This window comes from Microbacterium sp. AG157 (assembly GCF_003385695.1).
Classification (GTDB): domain Bacteria; phylum Actinomycetota; class Actinomycetes; order Actinomycetales; family Microbacteriaceae; genus Microbacterium; species Microbacterium testaceum.
In genome coordinates, this window is the sequence record NZ_QRDK01000002.1 from 513237 (window position 1) to 529445 (window position 16209).

Annotated in this window: 18 protein-coding genes; 11 read left to right on the plus strand and 7 right to left on the minus strand. The window is 73.0% G+C overall.

Annotation, left to right across the window (positions count from 1 at the left end; all coding sequences use genetic code 11):
- Positions 1–6: 6 nt before the first annotated feature.
- The 3 genes from cydB to cydC are packed head-to-tail and all read left to right on the plus strand — an operon-like array spanning position 7 to position 4469.
- Complete coding sequence (gene cydB / locus DEU35_RS08265; protein WP_116239198.1) at positions 7–1032, plus strand: cytochrome d ubiquinol oxidase subunit II; 1026 nt, start codon at positions 7–9, stop codon at positions 1030–1032.
- 3 nt (positions 1033–1035) lie between these two features.
- Positions 1036–2787 carry a thiol reductant ABC exporter subunit CydD gene (cydD, locus tag DEU35_RS08270; protein WP_116239199.1) on the plus strand — a complete coding sequence of 584 codons (1752 nt, stop codon included), beginning with the start codon at positions 1036–1038 and terminating at the stop codon, positions 2785–2787.
- Complete coding sequence (gene cydC / locus DEU35_RS08275) at positions 2784–4469, plus strand: thiol reductant ABC exporter subunit CydC (RefSeq protein WP_258873426.1); 1686 nt, start codon at positions 2784–2786, stop codon at positions 4467–4469. The genes cydD and cydC overlap by 4 nt, the downstream gene beginning before the upstream one ends.
- Position 4470: 1 nt before the next feature.
- On the opposite strand, the gene DEU35_RS08280 is transcribed toward cydC, so the two are convergent.
- Positions 4471–5088: a TetR/AcrR family transcriptional regulator gene (locus DEU35_RS08280; RefSeq protein WP_116239200.1), complete on the minus strand. Its 618-nt coding sequence runs from the start codon at positions 5086–5088 to the stop codon at positions 4471–4473.
- A gap of 91 nt (positions 5089–5179) precedes the next feature.
- On the opposite strand from DEU35_RS08280, the gene DEU35_RS08285 reads away from it, so the two are divergent.
- Positions 5180–5899 carry an SDR family oxidoreductase gene (locus DEU35_RS08285; RefSeq protein WP_116239363.1) on the plus strand — a complete coding sequence of 240 codons (720 nt, stop codon included), beginning with the start codon at positions 5180–5182 and terminating at the stop codon, positions 5897–5899.
- A gap of 20 nt (positions 5900–5919) precedes the next feature.
- Here the strand turns inward: DEU35_RS08285 and DEU35_RS08290 are convergent, their stop codons facing one another.
- From DEU35_RS08290 to modA, 3 genes are read right to left on the minus strand one after another with little or no spacing between them, the layout of a single operon-like run.
- Positions 5920–6975, minus strand: coding sequence for a sulfate/molybdate ABC transporter ATP-binding protein (locus DEU35_RS08290; protein ID WP_258873428.1), 1056 nt, complete (start codon positions 6973–6975; stop codon positions 5920–5922).
- Positions 6972–7751, minus strand: coding sequence for a molybdate ABC transporter permease subunit (modB, locus tag DEU35_RS08295; RefSeq protein WP_103206001.1), 780 nt, complete (start codon positions 7749–7751; stop codon positions 6972–6974). The genes DEU35_RS08290 and modB overlap by 4 nt, the downstream gene beginning before the upstream one ends.
- On the minus strand, positions 7748–8506 hold the full coding sequence (gene modA, locus DEU35_RS08300) for a molybdate ABC transporter substrate-binding protein (protein ID WP_116239202.1): 759 nt from the start codon (positions 8504–8506) through the stop codon (positions 7748–7750). The genes modB and modA overlap by 4 nt, the downstream gene beginning before the upstream one ends.
- A gap of 214 nt (positions 8507–8720) precedes the next feature.
- Here modA and DEU35_RS08305 point away from each other — a divergent pair, with 214 nt between their 5' ends.
- Both DEU35_RS08305 and DEU35_RS08310 read left to right on the plus strand, forming a co-directional pair.
- Positions 8721–9560, plus strand: coding sequence for a helix-turn-helix transcriptional regulator (locus tag DEU35_RS08305; protein WP_258873429.1), 840 nt, complete (start codon positions 8721–8723; stop codon positions 9558–9560).
- A 91-nt stretch (positions 9561–9651) separates the two neighbouring features.
- Positions 9652–10563: an SDR family oxidoreductase gene (locus DEU35_RS08310; RefSeq protein WP_116239204.1), complete on the plus strand. Its 912-nt coding sequence runs from the start codon at positions 9652–9654 to the stop codon at positions 10561–10563.
- Between the two features lie 58 nt (positions 10564–10621).
- Here DEU35_RS08310 and DEU35_RS08315 read toward each other — a convergent pair whose 3' ends face one another.
- Positions 10622–11017 carry a molybdopterin-binding protein gene (locus DEU35_RS08315; protein WP_103205997.1) on the minus strand — a complete coding sequence of 132 codons (396 nt, stop codon included), beginning with the start codon at positions 11015–11017 and terminating at the stop codon, positions 10622–10624.
- A gap of 153 nt (positions 11018–11170) precedes the next feature.
- On the opposite strand from DEU35_RS08315, the gene moaA reads away from it, so the two are divergent.
- The 5 genes from moaA to DEU35_RS08340 are packed head-to-tail and all read left to right on the plus strand — an operon-like array spanning position 11171 to position 15135.
- The gene (moaA, locus tag DEU35_RS08320; RefSeq protein WP_116239205.1) at positions 11171–12352 is read left to right on the plus strand and encodes a GTP 3',8-cyclase MoaA; all 1182 of its coding nucleotides are present in this window, start codon (positions 11171–11173) and stop codon (positions 12350–12352) included.
- Positions 12349–13131, plus strand: coding sequence for a HesA/MoeB/ThiF family protein (locus tag DEU35_RS08325; protein WP_116239206.1), 783 nt, complete (start codon positions 12349–12351; stop codon positions 13129–13131). Before moaA ends, DEU35_RS08325 begins: the two co-directional genes overlap by 4 nt.
- Before the next feature lie 14 nt (positions 13132–13145).
- Complete coding sequence (glp, locus tag DEU35_RS08330; RefSeq protein ID WP_116239207.1) at positions 13146–14369, plus strand: gephyrin-like molybdotransferase Glp; 1224 nt, start codon at positions 13146–13148, stop codon at positions 14367–14369.
- Positions 14366–14902, plus strand: coding sequence for a cyclic pyranopterin monophosphate synthase MoaC (gene moaC / locus DEU35_RS08335; protein WP_116239208.1), 537 nt, complete (start codon positions 14366–14368; stop codon positions 14900–14902). Before glp ends, moaC begins: the two co-directional genes overlap by 4 nt.
- Entirely contained in the window at positions 14899–15135 is a 237-nt protein-coding gene (locus DEU35_RS08340) for a MoaD/ThiS family protein (RefSeq protein WP_116239209.1), read from the plus strand. Before moaC ends, DEU35_RS08340 begins: the two co-directional genes overlap by 4 nt.
- A 117-nt stretch (positions 15136–15252) precedes the next feature.
- On the opposite strand, the gene DEU35_RS08345 is transcribed toward DEU35_RS08340, so the two are convergent.
- Together DEU35_RS08345 and DEU35_RS08350 are read right to left on the minus strand one after the other, a co-directional pair.
- A complete protein-coding gene (locus DEU35_RS08345; protein WP_103205991.1) occupies positions 15253–15681 on the minus strand; it encodes a molybdenum cofactor biosynthesis protein MoaE in 429 nt (142 codons plus the stop codon).
- Positions 15678–16160, minus strand: a complete 483-nt coding sequence (locus tag DEU35_RS08350; RefSeq protein ID WP_103205990.1) for a molybdenum cofactor biosynthesis protein B — start codon at positions 16158–16160, stop codon at positions 15678–15680. The genes DEU35_RS08345 and DEU35_RS08350 overlap by 4 nt, the downstream gene beginning before the upstream one ends.
- Positions 16161–16209: the final 49 nt, after the last annotated feature.

Consider the following 16209-nt stretch of genomic DNA (forward strand, 5'->3'; position numbering starts at 1 on the left):
CCCCTCATGGACCTCGCACACCTCTGGTTCTGGATCGTCGCCTTCCTCTTCGTCGGCTACTTCGTGCTCGACGGCTTCGATTTCGGCGTCGGCATGTCGCTCCCCTTCCTCGGCAAGGACGACATCGCGCGCCGCCAGATCATCAACACGATCGGCCCCGTCTGGGACCTCAACGAGACCTGGGTCATCGTCGCCGGCGCGGCCCTGTTCGCGTCGTTCCCGGAGTGGTACGCGACACTGTTCAGCGGCTTCTACCTCCCGCTGCTCGCGATCCTGCTGGCCCTCATCGCCCGCGGCGTCTCGTTCGAGTACCGCCACCAGCGCGACTCACTGAAGTGGAAGCGGACCTTCGACCGCATGATCGTCGCAGGATCCGCCGCCCCCGCCTTCCTCTGGGGCGTCGCGTTCGCGAACATCGTGCAGGGCGTGCCCCTGGATGCCGACCACGAGTACGTCGGCACCGTTCTGACGCTGCTGAACCCCTATGGCATCCTCGGCGGGCTCACGACCCTGAGCCTGTTCTTCCTGCACGGCGTGTACTTCGTGGCGCTGAAGACCGACGGCCAGGTGCGCGCCGACGCTCGACGCCTCGCGGGCCGCGCGGGCCTCGTCACGATCGCCCTGGCCGCGCTCTTCCTCATCTGGACGATCGCGAACGCCGCGGACGCTCCGCTGTTCCTCGGCGTGGTCGCCCTCTCCGGCGTCGCCGCGCTGACGCTGATCGGCTCGTGGGTCTCGAACGCCCGCGACCGAGAAGGCACCGCCTTCACCCTGGGAGCGGTGACCATCGTCGCCGCGGTCGCCGCGCTGTTCTTCGCGCTGTTCCCGAACGTCATGCCCTCCACGCTCGGGGCGGGCTCGAGCCTCACCATCGACAACGCCTCGAGCACCGAGTACACGCTGACCATCATGAGCTGGGCGGCGCTCATCTTCCTCCCGCTGATCCTCGCCTACCAGGGCTGGACCTACTGGGTGTTCCGCAAACGCGTGACCCGCGCCCGCATCGAGAAAGCCGCGCTCGTCGCCCACTGACCCATGAAACCCGTCGACCCGCGGCTGCTCCGCTACGCCACCGCCTCTCGCGCCTTCTTCGCCGTGACCGCGGCGATCGTGCTCGCGCAGACGGGGGTCGTCGTCGGGTTCGCGTGGGCACTCAGCGCCGCGCTGGTCGGCGTGATCCAGGGCCGACCGGTCGGCGAGTTGTGGGGAGACGTCGGGGTCGCGGCATCCCTCGTGCTCCTCCGGGGGGTGCTGATCGCGGCCTCGGAGCGCGCGTCGGCGCACGGCGCGGCGGCAGCGTCGCTGCAGCTGCGGGCAGCGCTCATCGGCGCGGTGAGCCGCCTCGGTCCGGGCTGGCTCGCCCGGCGCAATTCCGCGTCGTTGTCGCTCACGGCGGGTCACGGCCTCGAGGCGCTCGACGCGTACTTCGGTCGCTACCTGCCGCAGCTCGTGGCCACCGCGATCACCATGCCCATCCTCATCGGCGCCATCGCACTCGCCGACCCGCTGTCGGGCCTGATCGTCGTGCTGACGATCCCCCTGATCCCGCTGTTCATGGTGCTGATCGGCCTCGCGACCCGCGGCGTCCAGGAGCGGCAGTTCCGCACCCTCGGACGCCTCGCCGCGCGCTTCGCCGATACCGTCGAGGGACTCGGAACGCTGAAGGCGTTCGGGCGTCAGCATCGGGCGGCGCGCTCGATCGACACCATCACGCGCGACTACACGCGCGAGACGATGACGGTGCTGCGGGTGTCGTTCCTCTCGGGATTCGCGCTGGAGTTCCTCGCCTCCATCTCGGTGGCGATCGTCGCCGTCACCATCGGCTTCCGCCTGCTCTCGGGCGACCTCACGCTGCTGATCGGCCTCTTCGTGCTGCTGCTGGCGCCCGAGGCGTACCTGCCGCTGCGACAGGTCGGGGTGCAGTTCCACGCGGCCTCCGAGGGGGTCGCTGCCACCGACGAGATCTTCGACGCCCTCGACGCCGCGCGCGCGGTCGAGACGCGCGAAGAGCGGATCCCGGATGCCGGCACCCCGGCGCTCGGCTCGACCATCGCGCTCGACAGGGTCCGGGTGCACCGCGAGGGGCACGCTCTTCCGACGGTGTCGCTGTCGGTGTGGCCCGGCGAGGTGGTGCTCGTGACCGGCCCCAGCGGAGTGGGCAAGTCGTCGCTGGTCGCCGCCCTGCTCGGATGGGCGGAGCACGACGGCGAGGTGCGCGTCGACGGCGTCGCCGTGCCGCACGCCCGCGCCTCGGTGGCGTGGGCGGGACAGCGGCCGGCGCTCGTCTCGGGCAGCGTCGCCGAGAACGTCTCGCTCGGCTCGACCGCCGACCCGGCCCGGATCGTGGCGGCCTTGGCTGACGCGGGAGCGGCCGACGTCGACCCGGCCACCCCCCTCGGTGCCGGTGGAGCGGGGCTCTCGGGCGGGCAGGCGCAGCGCGTCGCCGTCGCGCGGGCGCTGTACCGCGCGCGGGTCGGCGGCACGCCCGTGCTCGTGCTCGACGAGCCCAGCAGTGCTCTGGATGCCGACACCGAGGCGCACCTGTGGACGACCCTGCGCCGCGAGGCCGACGCCGGTCGCGGGGTGCTGCTCGTCTCGCATCGCCGCTCCGCCCGGGCGATCGCCGACCGCGTGGTCGAACTGGCCTCCCCGCTCCTCGACCCGCGAACCCCGTCCCCCGAACCGGACGTCGACTTCCCGGAACCGACGCCCGAGGCTCCGGAGCCCGTCGAGGAGACCGCTGCCCGTGCGACGCGCAGCCCCCTTTGTTCCGAGGTGCGCTCGTGAACGCCCGCGTCCGCGGCATCCTGCGATCGGCGATGCCCTCGCGCCGGCGCTTCGCGCCCGCGGTGCTGTCGGGTTTCGGCACGGCGGCGAGCTCGATCGCGCTGCTCGCGGCGAGCGCCTGGCTCATCGCGCGGGCCGCCGAGCAACCGCTCGTGATGTACCTGTCGGTGGCCGTGGTCGGGGTGCGCGCGTTCGCGCTGTCGCGCGGGGTCTTCCGCTACCTCGAGCGCCTCACGAGCCACGATGCCGCCCTGCACCGGCTCGCGGGGGTCCGCTCCGACCTCGTGCGCGAGCTCGTGCCGCTCGCTCCCGACGGCCTCGCCCGCTCGCGTCGCGGGGGGCTGCTCTCGAGCGTCGTCGACGACGTCGATGAGCTGCAGAACCTCCCCCTGCGCGTCGTGCTGCCACTCACGACCGCCGCGCTGACCTCGCTCGCCGCTGTGATCTTCACCGCGTTCGTCTCGTGGCCCGCGGCTCTCGTCCTGCTGGGATGCCTCGTGGCCGCCTTCGGCCTCGCCGTCGCCCTGGGGTGGGCCGCGGGTGCTCGCGCCGAGCGCTCGATCGCGCCTCTGCGCGCCGGCGTCGCCGACGCGGTGCACGACCTTCTCACCAATCTCGACGTGCTGACCGCGTACGGAGCACTGGATGCCGCGGCCGAACGCGTCCACCGCGCCGATGCCGCCCTGCGTCGGGCCGCCGTGCGCCGCGGCGGAGCCCAGGGGCTCACCGCGGGCGCGGTGTCGGTGCTGGCGGGGGTCGCTTCTCTCGTCGCGCTGCTCGTCGCCGCCCCCGCGGTCACCGGCGGCTCGCTGTCGGGCCCGGGACTCGCGGTCGTCGTGCTGCTGCCGATGGCGGTGTTCGAGGTCTTCGGGCCGGTGCCGCTCGCCCTCGCCTCGTGGCGGCAGGTGCGGGCGGCGGCGGAGCGCATCGCCGAGGCCGTACCCGAGGCCGTCCCCGACGGACTCCCCCACGACGAACCGGCCCCGACCGATCAGGCGCCCGCCCTCGGCGCGGGGATCGAGCTCAGCGGCATCCGGGCGCACTGGCCGGCGCGCAGCGACACCGACGCAGACGCCGGCCGCCTCGACGACGTCGACCTCCGCGTCGGCCCGGGCGAGCGCGTCCTCGTGACGGGCCCGAGCGGGGCGGGAAAGACCACGCTCGCGCACGTGCTGACGCGCTTGCTGGACTACGAGGGGTCGTACCGGATCGGGGGACGCGAGGCCCGCGAGATCTCGGGAGACGACCTGCGCCGCACCGTCGGCCTGATCGAACAGGTGCCGTACCTGTTCGACGAGTCGGTGCGCCAGAACCTGCTGTTCGCGCGCGAGAGCGCGACCGACGAGGAGCTGTGGGCGGTGCTCGATCGCGTCGGACTCGCCGACTGGGCGCGAGAGCGCGGCGGCCTCGAGGCAGCCGTGGGCGATCGGGGCGGACTCGTCTCGGGCGGCCAAGCGCAACGCCTCGCTCTCGCCCGGGCGATCCTGCGCGACTTCCCGGTGCTCGTGCTCGACGAGCCCACCGCGGGCGTCGACCCCGCGGCATCCGATGCCCTTCTGCGTGACCTGCTCGGCGCGGTCGACCGCGATCGCGCCGTGGTCCTGGCCTCGCACGTCGAGGTTCCCGCGGGGCTCGTCGACCGCGCGGTGCGGCTCGAGAACGGACGGGTGGCGGCGGGCTGAATCAGGGGGCCGCCCCGCACGCCGGCAGCAGCACGTCGTCGACGATGGAGACGAAGTCGTCGCGTCTCGGGCCGGCGGGCGTCTGAGCGAAGGACAAGCCGCTCATCGCCGGGATGACCGCGGCGAGAGAGGCGACGCGATCCACGACCGACGTCGACAGAAGTCCCCTCTCCACCGCCCGGATCAGGAGCCGGCGGTACACCTCGACATACGGCTGAGTCACCTGCGTCGCGACCATGTCGCGCAGCGTCGCCGACCGATGCGACGCGGCGGAGAGCCCGGCGAAGAGCGTGAGACGACGGGATGCTCCCCCCAACCAGGGCGAGTCGATGACGGCGATCAGGTCGTCGCGCAGCGATCCTCGGTCGGGGAGCTCATCGATCTCGGGCGGGTACCCCATCGACCGGACGGCGGCGAGCACGAGATCGTCCTTCGTTCCCCAGCGCCGGTAGAGAGTGGTTTTTGCTCGGCCGGTGCGCGCGGCGACCTCGTCCAGACTGACCTGTTCGTAGGCCCGTTCCGCCAGCAGGTCGAGCGTGGCCGCCAGCACCATGCCGTCGCGGGTGAGGTCGCGGGGCCGACCCCGCTTCTTCTGGCTCGGCGGCGCGGGAGTGTCCATCCGTCGAGGATACGACAGCCACCCGCAATAACGCTACTCTGGAGTATCGTTATTCGTGTTCATCGCTTCGGTGAACCGGACGGGAGGTCCCATGCAGATCCAGAACAGCGTCGTCGTCGTGACCGGCGCCTCGTCGGGAATCGGCGCCGCGACAGCGAGAGCGTTCGCCGCCGCCGGGGCACGCGTGGTCCTCGCCGCCCGCCGCGAAGAACGCATCCGCGCCCTCGCCCTCGAACTGGGCGACGCGATCGCCGTCCGCTGCGACGTCACGAGCCAGACCGACATCTCCACGCTCGCCACGGCCGCGCTCGATCGCTTCGGCCGTATCGACGTGCTCGTGAACAACGCCGGACAGGGACTCCAGGCCACGGTCGAGCAGGTGTCGGTGAGCGACTTCCGGGACGTGCTCGAGCTCAACCTCGTCGCACCCCTCGCCATGATGCAGGCGGTCCTCCCCTCGATGAGAGCGAACGGGAGCGGAGCCGTCGTCAATGTCAGCTCGGGCACCACGTTCGCCGACGTGCCCGGCACCGGGTGCTACGTCGCGTCCAAGATCGCCCTGGAGCGGCTGTCCGCGGTCACTCGCAACGAACTGGCGGGAACGGGTGTCACCGTGTCGACCGTCATCCCCTTCGCCACGGAGACGGAATTCCTCACCTCGATCAAGGCCGGACGCTCCGACGCCGAAGCGATGACGGCGGGGGCGTCCTTCGATGACCCGCGGGTGGTCGCCGAGGCGATCGTCGACCTCGTGCGCACGGGTGAGGCCCGGAAAGACCTCGTTCCCGCGGCCTACGGCGGCACCCGCTGACGCGACGCGCCCGGAGGAGGCTACGCGGCGTCGACGCCCGGGCGCGAGAAGCGAACGGCGTCGGCGGGAACACCGATCCGCACCGGCATCCCCACGCTCACGCCGGCGGCGACGCTCGGAGCCACCTCGACCACACCCGCGTTCGTCACGACCCGCACCCCCGTCGGCGTCGACTCGAGATGGATCACCGTCGCCGGCGCCCCCTCGCCGAGTCGCGCATCCACCGCGCGATACACCGCCACGAGCGGGATCCCGTCGACCGCGGCGAGGCCGCGGGACACGGCATCCGTCGACTCGAGGCGCAGCTCACCCCGCACGAACGCCCCGCCCCGCGCCACACCCTCGAGACGCTCGAGTCCCGCGATCCGCGCCGCGACGTCGGTCACGGGGGCCGAGAGCACGTCGCGCACGGGCCCTTCCTGCGTGACCCGCCCGCGCTCCACGATGACGAGTCGATCGGCGAGGGCCGCGGCGTCGATCGCGTCGTGGGTGACGGCCACGGTCGTCACCCCGGCGAGGCGCTCGCTGAGCATGGCCCGGATCTCCGACGCCGTGACCGCGTCGAGGGCCACGAGGGGTTCATCGAGCAGCACGACCCGGGGCTCGGCCGCGAGCGCTCTCGCGACGGCCACGCGCTGCTGCTCCCCGCCCGACAACTGCGCGGGTCGACGGTCACCCATCCCCGGGAGACCCACGCGGGCGAGCCAGTCGTCGGCTCCGCTGCGAGCGGCGGATGCCGGGACCCCGGCCGATCGCGGACCGAAGGCGACGTTCTCGCGCACGGTGAGGTGTGGGAAGAGCCGGGCCTCCTGACCGAGCAGCACGATGCCGCGCTCCATCGGGGCCGTGCGCACCCGCGGCGCACGGTCGAGCACCCGGCCGTCGACGGAGATCTCGCCCTCGTCGAGCGGGGTGAGCCCGGCCAGGGCACCGAGCAGGGTGGATTTCCCGGCACCGCTGCGCCCCATCACGGCGACGGTCTCCCCCGGGGCGACGTCGAGCGCGATGTCGACGATGAAGTCACGGCGGCGCACCGCGATGTGGGCGCGGAGTTCCGCGGCATCCGGGATCGTCATCTGCCCACCCCCGGCCGCCATCCGCGTACGAGAAGCAGCACCGCGACGGCGGTGAGGAGCAGCAGCAACGACAGGGCCACCGCGGTGCCCTGCGAGACGCCCGCACCGTTGAAGGCGGTGTAGATCGCCAGCGGCATCGTCTGCGTCACCCCCGGGCGGTTGCCGGCGAACAGCGCGGTCGCCCCGAACTCCCCGATCGCGCGGGCGAAGCACAGCACGACCCCGGCGACGATGCCGGGGGCTGCCAGCGGGAGCGTGATGCGCCGCAGGATCGTCGCGCGCGAGGCCCCGAGAGAGGCCGCGGCCCTCTCGAACTCGACGCCGGTGCTGCGCAGCGCCCCCTCGACCGCGAGCACGAGGAAAGGCAGAGCGACGAACACCTGCGCCAGCACGACGGCGGGGGTCGTGAACGGCAGGCCGAGGAAGCCGAACCAGCCGTTGCGCCCGAAGAGGTACAACAGGGCGACACCGCCGACCATCGGCGGCAGCACGAGCGGCACGGTCACCAGCGCCCGCAGAGCGGCCGCCGTGCGGGCGGGACTGCGCGCGATCAGGAGGGCGAGAGGGATGCCGATCACCGCGCACCCCACGGTGGCCACGGCCCCGGTGCCGAGCGACAGTGCCAGGGCCGAGAGCGCGGCCTCGGAGGTCACGTCGCTCCACAGCGTCGCCCACTCCACGCGCGCCACCAGCGCGGTGAGCGGGACGAGGAGGAAGAGCAGGCCGGCCACCGCCGGCACGATCAGCCAGCGGGGGACGTATCCCGCCTCTCTCACGGTGCGCGGAACCCGGCGTCCGCGAGCACCCGCTGCCCGTCCTCACCGAGGACGAAGGCCACGAACGCGGCGGCGGCGTCGGGGTTCGGCGCATCGGTCAGGGCGGCGATCGGATAGCGGTTGACGACCGCATCCGCACCGGCGGGAACGATGGTCTCGACGTCGTCCCGGCCATTGACGTCGGTCGCGTAGACGAGACCGGCGTCGGCCTCGCCGGCGGCCACCTTGGTCAACACCGCGGTGACGTTCTGCTCGGAGCTGGCGGGCGTCACACGCACGCCGGCGTTCGACAGGAGGGTCGCCGAGGCGGCGCCGCACGGCACCTCGGGGGCGCACAGCACCGTCGTCACGCGGGCAAGGTCCGCGAGGGTCGCCACGCCGCCCGGGTTTCCCGTCGGCACGGCGATGACGAGCGTGTTCCCGGCGAACAGCCGGGGATCAGGGGCCTCCGCCGCCACCTTGGACATGTTCTTCTCGTCGGCCGAGGCGAAGACGTCGGCCGGAGCGCCCTCGCCGATCTGCGTCGCCAGGGTGCTCGATCCGTCGTAGACCGCGCTGACCGTGACACCGGGGTGGGCGGCCTCGAAGGCGGAGGCGATCTCGTCGAACGAGCGCTGCAGCGAGGCCGCGGCGTACACCTCGACGGTCCCCGAGAGCGAGTCCTCGGATGCCGCGGGCGCGGGCGCCGCGCTCGCACATCCGGCGAGCAGGACGGCGGTGCCGACGACGGCGAGCAGGTGGAGGGGGCGGCGCATGAGGGTCCTTTCGGCGCGGCCGGCGGCCCGCTGTCGCTTCAGTATTCCGCATCTGCGGACTTGAAGATTCGATATGTCCGTTTCTACCCGAAAGTCAGCTCGGCGGTGCGAGACGACGACGAGCCGTCTCGCGCAGGTGGCGACGAGGGGTGGACCGGCGAGTCCTGGCACGCCGGCGACCGAGGCGATAGGAACGGGGGATGCGAGGAACACCGTGAGCGACCTCCCGAGCCTGGGCGACTTCCTCCAGCGCCGACGCGAGGCCCTGCAACCCGAGGACGTCGGTCTCGCGCGCGGCGCGCGTCGGCGCACGGCGGGCCTCCGCCGCGAAGAGGTGGCCCTGCTCAGCCACATGTCCACCGATTACTACGCGCGCCTCGAGCGCGGCAACGGTCCGACCCCCTCGGAGCAGATGCTCACCGCTCTCGCGCAGGGCCTGCACCTGAGCCTCGCCGAGCGCGATCACCTCTTCCGTCTCGCGGGGCACCGGCCACCGTCTCGTCACTCGGGGACCGAGCACGTCAGTCCCGGTATGCTCCGCATCCTCGATCGCCTCGACGACACTCCCGCCGAGATCGTCACCGAGCTCGGCGAGACGCTGCGCCAGAGCCGTCTGGGCATCGCCCTCCTCGGCGACGCCGCGCTGCGGACGGGGCCGGCGCGGAGCATCGGCTACCGCTGGTTCACCGACCCCGCCTCCCGGGCCGCCTACCCGCCCGACGAGGCCGCCGACCTGTCGCGCGTCTACGCCGCGGGCCTGCGCGAGATGGTCGCCGCGCGGGGCCCGCAGTCTCGCGCCGCCGAACTGGCCGACGGCCTCCGCGCCCGCAGCCCCGAGTTCGCCACCCTCTGGGACGCGCACGAGGTCGGCGCCCGGCCGCCCGAGGTCAAGAGATTCCATCACCCCGAGGTGGGCCACCTCGACCTGTCGTGCCAGACCCTGCTCGACCCGGACCAGTCCCACCGGCTGCTCGTCTACACCGCGCAGCCCGGGAGCGAGAGTGCCGAGAAGCTGCGCCTGCTCGCCGTGATCGGATCGCCCTCGGTCCGCTGAGGGGTGGATCGCCGATCAGCGGGTGAGCGCGCACTGGCCCCCTCGGTGCGCGGACGGAAGCATCGACGTATCGACGCGAAAGGACCCGATCATGTCCCCCACCTCTTCCCCGCTCCGCGGCCGCCTGGCCCTCGTCACCGGTGCCAGCGACGGCATCGGGACGGTCATCGCGACCCGTCTCGCCGGCCTCGGCGCCGAGGTCGTCCTGCCCGTCCGTTCCCCCGAGAAGGGCCGTCGTGCGCTCGACGCCCTCCGTCGGGAGGTTCCGGATGCCGTGGCCTCGACCCGCGCCCTCGACCTGGCGGACCTGGACTCGGTGCACGCCCTCGTCGAGGCACTGCGGTCCGAGGGCCGGCCCGTGCACCTGCTGGTCAACAACGCCGGCGTCATGACCCCGCCGACGCGACAGGAGACCGCCGACGGCTTCGAGCTGCAGTGGGGCACGAACCACCTCGGTCACGCGGCCCTCACCCTCGGCCTCCTGCCGCTCCTCCGGGAGGGCCGCGCGCGCATCGTGCACCAGACGAGCATCGCCGCGCGCCGAGGCCGTTTCGACGAGGGCGCCGTCGACGCGACACCGTACGACGCCATGGCCTCGTACGTGCAGTCCAAGATCGCGGTCGGCCTGTTCGCCGAAGAGCTGCGGCGCCGCGGCCGCGCCGAGGGGTGGAACGTCACCAGCACGCTCGCGCACCCCGGGGTCTCGCCCACCAACCTGTTGGCGGCTCAGCCCGGCGTCGGCCGCACGCGCGAACTGGGCGCGCGCCGGGTCATCCGGGTGCTCTCCCGCCTGCACATCACCGGCTCCGTGGCATCCGCCGCCGAACCCGCCGTGCTCGCGGCGACCGCCACCCCCGCACAGGGGACGTTCTTCGGCCCCTCGCGCCTGATCGGTGGCCCGGCGCGTCCCTCGCCGCTCTGGTCGCCGTTCTCCGACGCCGCCGACGCTCGCCGACTGTGGGAGCTCACGGTCGACGCGATCGGGCCGCGCTTCGCGGGGTGAGGCGGTCGCCTATCCCTGGCCCGGCTGGCTCGACGTCGTCGCGTCGAATCCCCGTGTCTCAGCCGCGCGGCGCCTCGACGGTGACGACCGTCGCCTTCATCGAGGCCACCGCCAGAGAGCCCGGCTCGAGCGCGAGCTCCTCTGCCGCCTCGGCCGACATCAGCGACACCACCCGGTGCGGGCCGCACTGCAGGTCGACCTGGGCCATCACCCCGTCGATCCGCACGCGCGTGACGATCCCGACGAATCGATTGCGCGCGCTCGAGGCGATGCCGGTGGGATCGTCGGGCTCGTCGGCGAGCGCAACGGCCCGCTCGGCCAGCGCCGCCCCGGGAATCTCGGTCGGCGAGGTCCCGGTGGTGGGCAGCGCGCCCTGATCGATCCACCGACGCACGGTGTCGTCACTGACACCGAGCAGGCGTGCGGCTTGTGCGATGCGGAAGGTGTTCGGCATCCCCCGAAGGTACCCCCGCCCGCGCGACGGGAGCCGGGAGGAAGCGCGCCGACGGAAGGATCCCCGGGCCGAAATCGTCCTCCCTCCACCGAATCTCCTCCCCCGCGCACCCACGCCGCCCTCACCCTCCCCGTGCTGACCTAGGCTCGACCCATGGATGCCGAGCACGCGAGCACGACACGGGGGCCCGTGGCCGTCGCACTCGGCGCCACCGTGACCCGCGCGCCTGGCGCCACCGTGCTCCCCGCGACGGGAGCACCGGCCGTCTCGGCCTCCGGCGCGACCGTGCTCACCGAGACGCGCGCTCCCCGCGAGGGCGGTCTGCTCGACCGCTTCGGCCGTGTCGCGACCGACCTGCGCGTCTCGGTGATCGACAAATGCAACCTGCGCTGCACGTACTGCATGCCGGCCGACGGGATGCCGTGGCTCCCGCAGTCGCAGCTGATGTCGACCGACGAGATCCGGCGCATCGTCCGCGTGGCGGTGCGATCCCTCGGCGCCGAGGAACTGCGCCTCACCGGCGGAGAGCCCCTCGTCCGCAAAGACCTCGAGTTCATCATCGCCGGTATCCGGGAGGACAACCCCGACCTTCCGATCTCGATGACCACCAACGCCGTGGGCCTCGATCGCCGGGCGCAGGCGCTGAAAGACGCGGGGCTGAACCGCCTCAACGTCTCGCTCGACACCCTGCACCCCGAGACCTTCGCCGAGCTGACCCGCCGCCCCCACCTCGACAAGGTGCTCGCCGGCCTCCAGGCCGCGCGCGCGGCGGGCCTCGGCCCGATCAAGATCAACGCGGTGCTCCTGCGCGGGGTCAACGACACCGAGGTCGTCCCCCTCGTCGACTGGGCTGTCACGAACGGCTTCGAGATGCGCTTCATCGAGGACATGCCCCTCGACGGCGACCGGTCGTGGACGGCGACGAACGTCATCGCGGCGAGCGACATCCGCGCCGAGATCGAAACGGCGTTCGCCCTCGCGCCCGACCCTCGCGGTCGCGGCGCTGCCCCCGCGGAGCGATGGGAGGTGCGACGCCCCGGAGAGACCGCGGTCGCCGGACACGTCGGCATCATCTCCTCCGTCACCGAACCCTTCTGCGCCGCCTGCACGCGCACCCGCGTGACGGCCGACGGCAAGGTGCGGTCCTGCCTCTTCTCGCACGAAGAGACCGACCTGCTCTCCACCCTCCGCGCGGGCGCCGACGACGACGGCATCGCACAGGTCTGGCGGGATGCCATGTGGGCCAAGCCGCGCGCCCACGGTTCCGACCGCGTGGGACTGGCGCGCCCCGACTTCGTTCAGCCCGAGCGCACGATGAGCGCGATCGGCGGATGAGGCCGCTCGTCGAGCCGGTGGCATCCCTCGCCCCCGAAGAATTCATCCGCACCGCCCGTCATGCCGTGCTCGCCGGGATCGGCGAGGAGGGACAGCGTCGCCTCGCCGCCGCACGCATCGCCGTGGTCGGCGCGGGCGGTCTGGGTTCGCCGGTGCTGCTCTCGCTCGCGGCCGCGGGGGTGGGCGAGCTCATCGTGATCGACGACGACACCGTCGAGCGCACCAACCTGCAGCGCCAGCTCGCGCACCGCGTCGCCGACATCGGCACCGCCAAGACCGCCTCGGCCGCACGCGCCGTGCACGATCTCTCACCCCTCACCGTCGTGCAGGAACGCTCGGTACGACTGACCTCCGACAACGCCCGCGATCTGCTGCACGGTGCCGACCTCGTCATCGACGGGAGCGACACCTTCGACACGCGCGAGGCCGTCGCCGCGGCCGCCGAAACCCTCGGCATCCCGCTCGTCTGGGGAGCCGTGCAGGAGTGGGCGGCGCAGGTCACGGTGTTCTGGTCGAATCCGCCCGAGGGCCACGCCCCCGTCGTGCTCGGCGATCTCTTCCCGCCCGGGTCCGCGGGCGAACCGCCGACGTGCGCCCAGGTCGGCGTTCTCGGCTCGCTCTGCGTGCAGGTCGGCGGGCTTCTCGCGACCGAGGCGATCAAGCTCGTCACCGGGGCGGGCGAACCGCTGCTCGGCCGACTCGTCGTGATCGATGCCCTGCGCGCGCGACAGGACGCGATCCCGCTCACCCCCGCGGCGCGCCCCGCCGTTTCCCCTTGACCCCGGAGGCCCCGATGACCCCGCTGCTCACCGTGGAGGAGCACCGCGCCCGCGTGCTCGCCGCCGTCTCACGCCTCGCCCCCGAGACCGTCCGCCTCGCCGACGCGGCCGGCCGCACGCTCGCCGAGCCCGTTCTCGCCGCCCACGACCTGCCCGGCTTCGACAACTCGTCGATGGACGGCTTCGCGGTGCACGTCGCCGACGTCGAGGGGGCGGATGCCGAGAACCCGGCGACCCTCCGCGTGGTCGGCGACCTGCCGGCCGGGTCGTCGGCCGATCCGTCGTTCGGCGCCGGCGAGGCGGTGCGCATCATGACGGGCGCGCCCGTCCCCACCGCGGCCGACGCGATCGTCCCCTTCGAGGACACCACCGGTGGTCTCGCGGACTCGCTCGGCACCATCGACGTCCGTCGCGCCCCCGCCGCCGCGGGTGCGTTCATCCGCCGCCGGGGCGGTGACACCCGTGCGGGCGATGTCGTGCTCTCGGCCGGCGAGAGGCTCGGCGCCCTCGCGCTGTCCGCCGCCGCGGCCGCCGGCGTCGCCGAGCTCGTCGTGCACCGCCGCCCCCGTGTCGCCGTCGTCTCCACCGGCAGCGAGCTCGTCGCCCCCGGCACCGCGCCGGGGCGCGGCCAGACCCCCGACTCCAACTCGACACTCCTCGCGGCTCTCGTCGCGGGCGCCGACGCCGACGTGACGGTCATCGCCTCGCTCCCCGACGAAGCCGAGGCGATCAACTCCTTCCTCGAGCGCGCTCTCGACGCCGACGTCGTCGTCTTCACGGGAGGCGTCAGCGCCGGGGCCTACGAACCGGTGCGCCAAGCGCTGTCGGACCGCATCGCGTTCGAGAAGGTCGCCATGCAGCCCGGCAAGCCGCAGGCCTTCGGCGTCCTCGACGACGGCCGCCTCGTCTTCGGCCTCCCCGGCAATCCCGTGAGCGTCGCGGTCTCGTTCGAGGTGTTCGTGCGCCCCGCGCTCCTGGCGCTGCAGGGCCGCACGGTGATCGATCGGCGTCTCGCCCGGCTCACGGCATCCGAGACCTGGACGACCCCGCCCGGCCGACGCCAGTACCTTCCCGCCGCGATCGACCTCGTCGCGGGCACGGTCCGCCCCGCGACGGCCGGCGGCTCGGGCTCGCACCTCGCCGCCTCTCTCGCGCGCGCCGAGGCCTTCGCCATCGTTCCCGCGGAGGTGTCCACCGTGTCGGTGGGCGACCCGCTCGATGTCATGCTGATTCCATGAGCTTCACCCACCTGGATGCCGCGGGCCGCGCCCGCATGGTCGACGTCACGCTCAAGCAGCCCACCGTTCGCACGGCCACCGCGCGCGGATTCGTCCGGTGTGCGCCCGAGGTGGTCGCCGCCCTGCGCAACGGCACCGCACCCAAGGGCGATGTGCTCGCGGTCGCGCGGATCGCCGGCATCCAGGCCGCGAAATCCACCCCCGCCCTGCTCCCCCTCGCGCACGTCATCGGCGTGCACCGCGCCTCGGTCGACCTCGAGGTCACCGACGAGGGCGTCGAGATCGAAGCCACCGTCGGCACCGCCGACCGTACCGGCGTCGAGATGGAGGCGCTCACGAGCGTCTCGGTCGCGGCGCTCGCGATCGTCGACATGGTGAAGGGGCTTGACAAGGGCACCTTGATCGAGAACGTGCGCATCGTGTCGAAGACCGGCGGGAAGTCGGGCGACTGGCTGCGCCCGGGCGAACCCGGGGTCGGCCCGTCGGCGACCGCTCCCGGCGAGGTGCCGGCGACCGAGGGGGAACGCGCGTGAGCGTGCGCGTGCGCTACTTCGCCGCCGCGGCCGAGGCGGCGGGAACGGATGCCGAGGATCGCTTCGAACAGTCCCTGACGGCGCTGCGCGCCGCGGTCGTCGCCGACCACCCCGCTCTGGGCGAGATCCTGGATCGCTGCGCCGTGCTCGTCGACGGCACGCGCCGCGACGACGACGTCCCGCTCGCGGGCGTCACGCACGTCGACGTGCTCCCGCCCTTCGCCGGCGGCTGAGCCCCGGGACGCAGCCGATGCACCGGATTCGGATCCGTGCACGGGATTCGGACACACCGCGCCACGGCATCCGCATCCGCTGCACTCCCCCGAATCCGTTGCGGGCGCGAGAAGGCGTCAGCCCCCGAGGCCTTTCCATTCCGTCGTACCGTCGGCCTCGACCTGACGCTTCCACACCGGCAGGTCGGTCTTGATCGTCTCGATCACGGTGCGGCAGACCTCGAACGCCTCGGCGCGGTGACCGGATGCCACGGCGATCACGACCGCGGCCTCCCCGACGCCCAACCGGCCGACGCGGTGGCTGACGGCGACGATCGCATCGGTCCCCGCCGCGGCGGTCTCGGCGATGCGGTGCAGGGTCTGCTCGGCATCGGGGTGCGCGCTGTACTCGAGCGCCACGACCGCGCCCGAGGCATCGGGGTCGATGTCGCGCACGCGTCCGACGAAGGTGGTCACGGCTCCCGACGACGACTCCTCGACGGCATCGAGGTGCGCGTCGAGGTCGAGCGGGGTCTCGGACAGACGGGCGATGCGGACGGCGCTCATGAGTGGTCTCCTCCGGAGAGCTGATCGAGCACGTGCGGTGCGAGCTCGGCGATGACGGTGATCCCGGATGCCACGGCCCGTGTCGACCCGGGGAGGTTGACGATCAGGGTGCCGGGGTCGACGATGCCCGCGAGGCCGCGGGAGATGACGGCCATCGGGGTGTCGGCGAGCCCACGACGCCGCAGCTCCTCGGCGATACCGGGGATCTCGCGGTCGATCACGCGCGTCGTGCCCTCGGGCGTGCGGTCGGTGGGGGCGATGCCCGTGCCGCCGGTCGTGACGATGAGCCCCGTCCCCTCGGCGACGAGGGCGCGCAGAGCAGTCTCGACGCTCTCTGCCCCGTCGGCGACGATGACGGGGTCGGCGCAGTCGAATCCCGCCTCACGCAGCAACGACACCGCCAAGGGGCCGCCGCGGTCTTCACGGAGGCCCGCGGCCGAGCGATCGGACACGGTCAGGACGCGAGCGTGGTGGGGCACGCGGCTCAGCCTACGGGCGCGCACGGTGGCGTGGGCCCGGTTTCCGCAA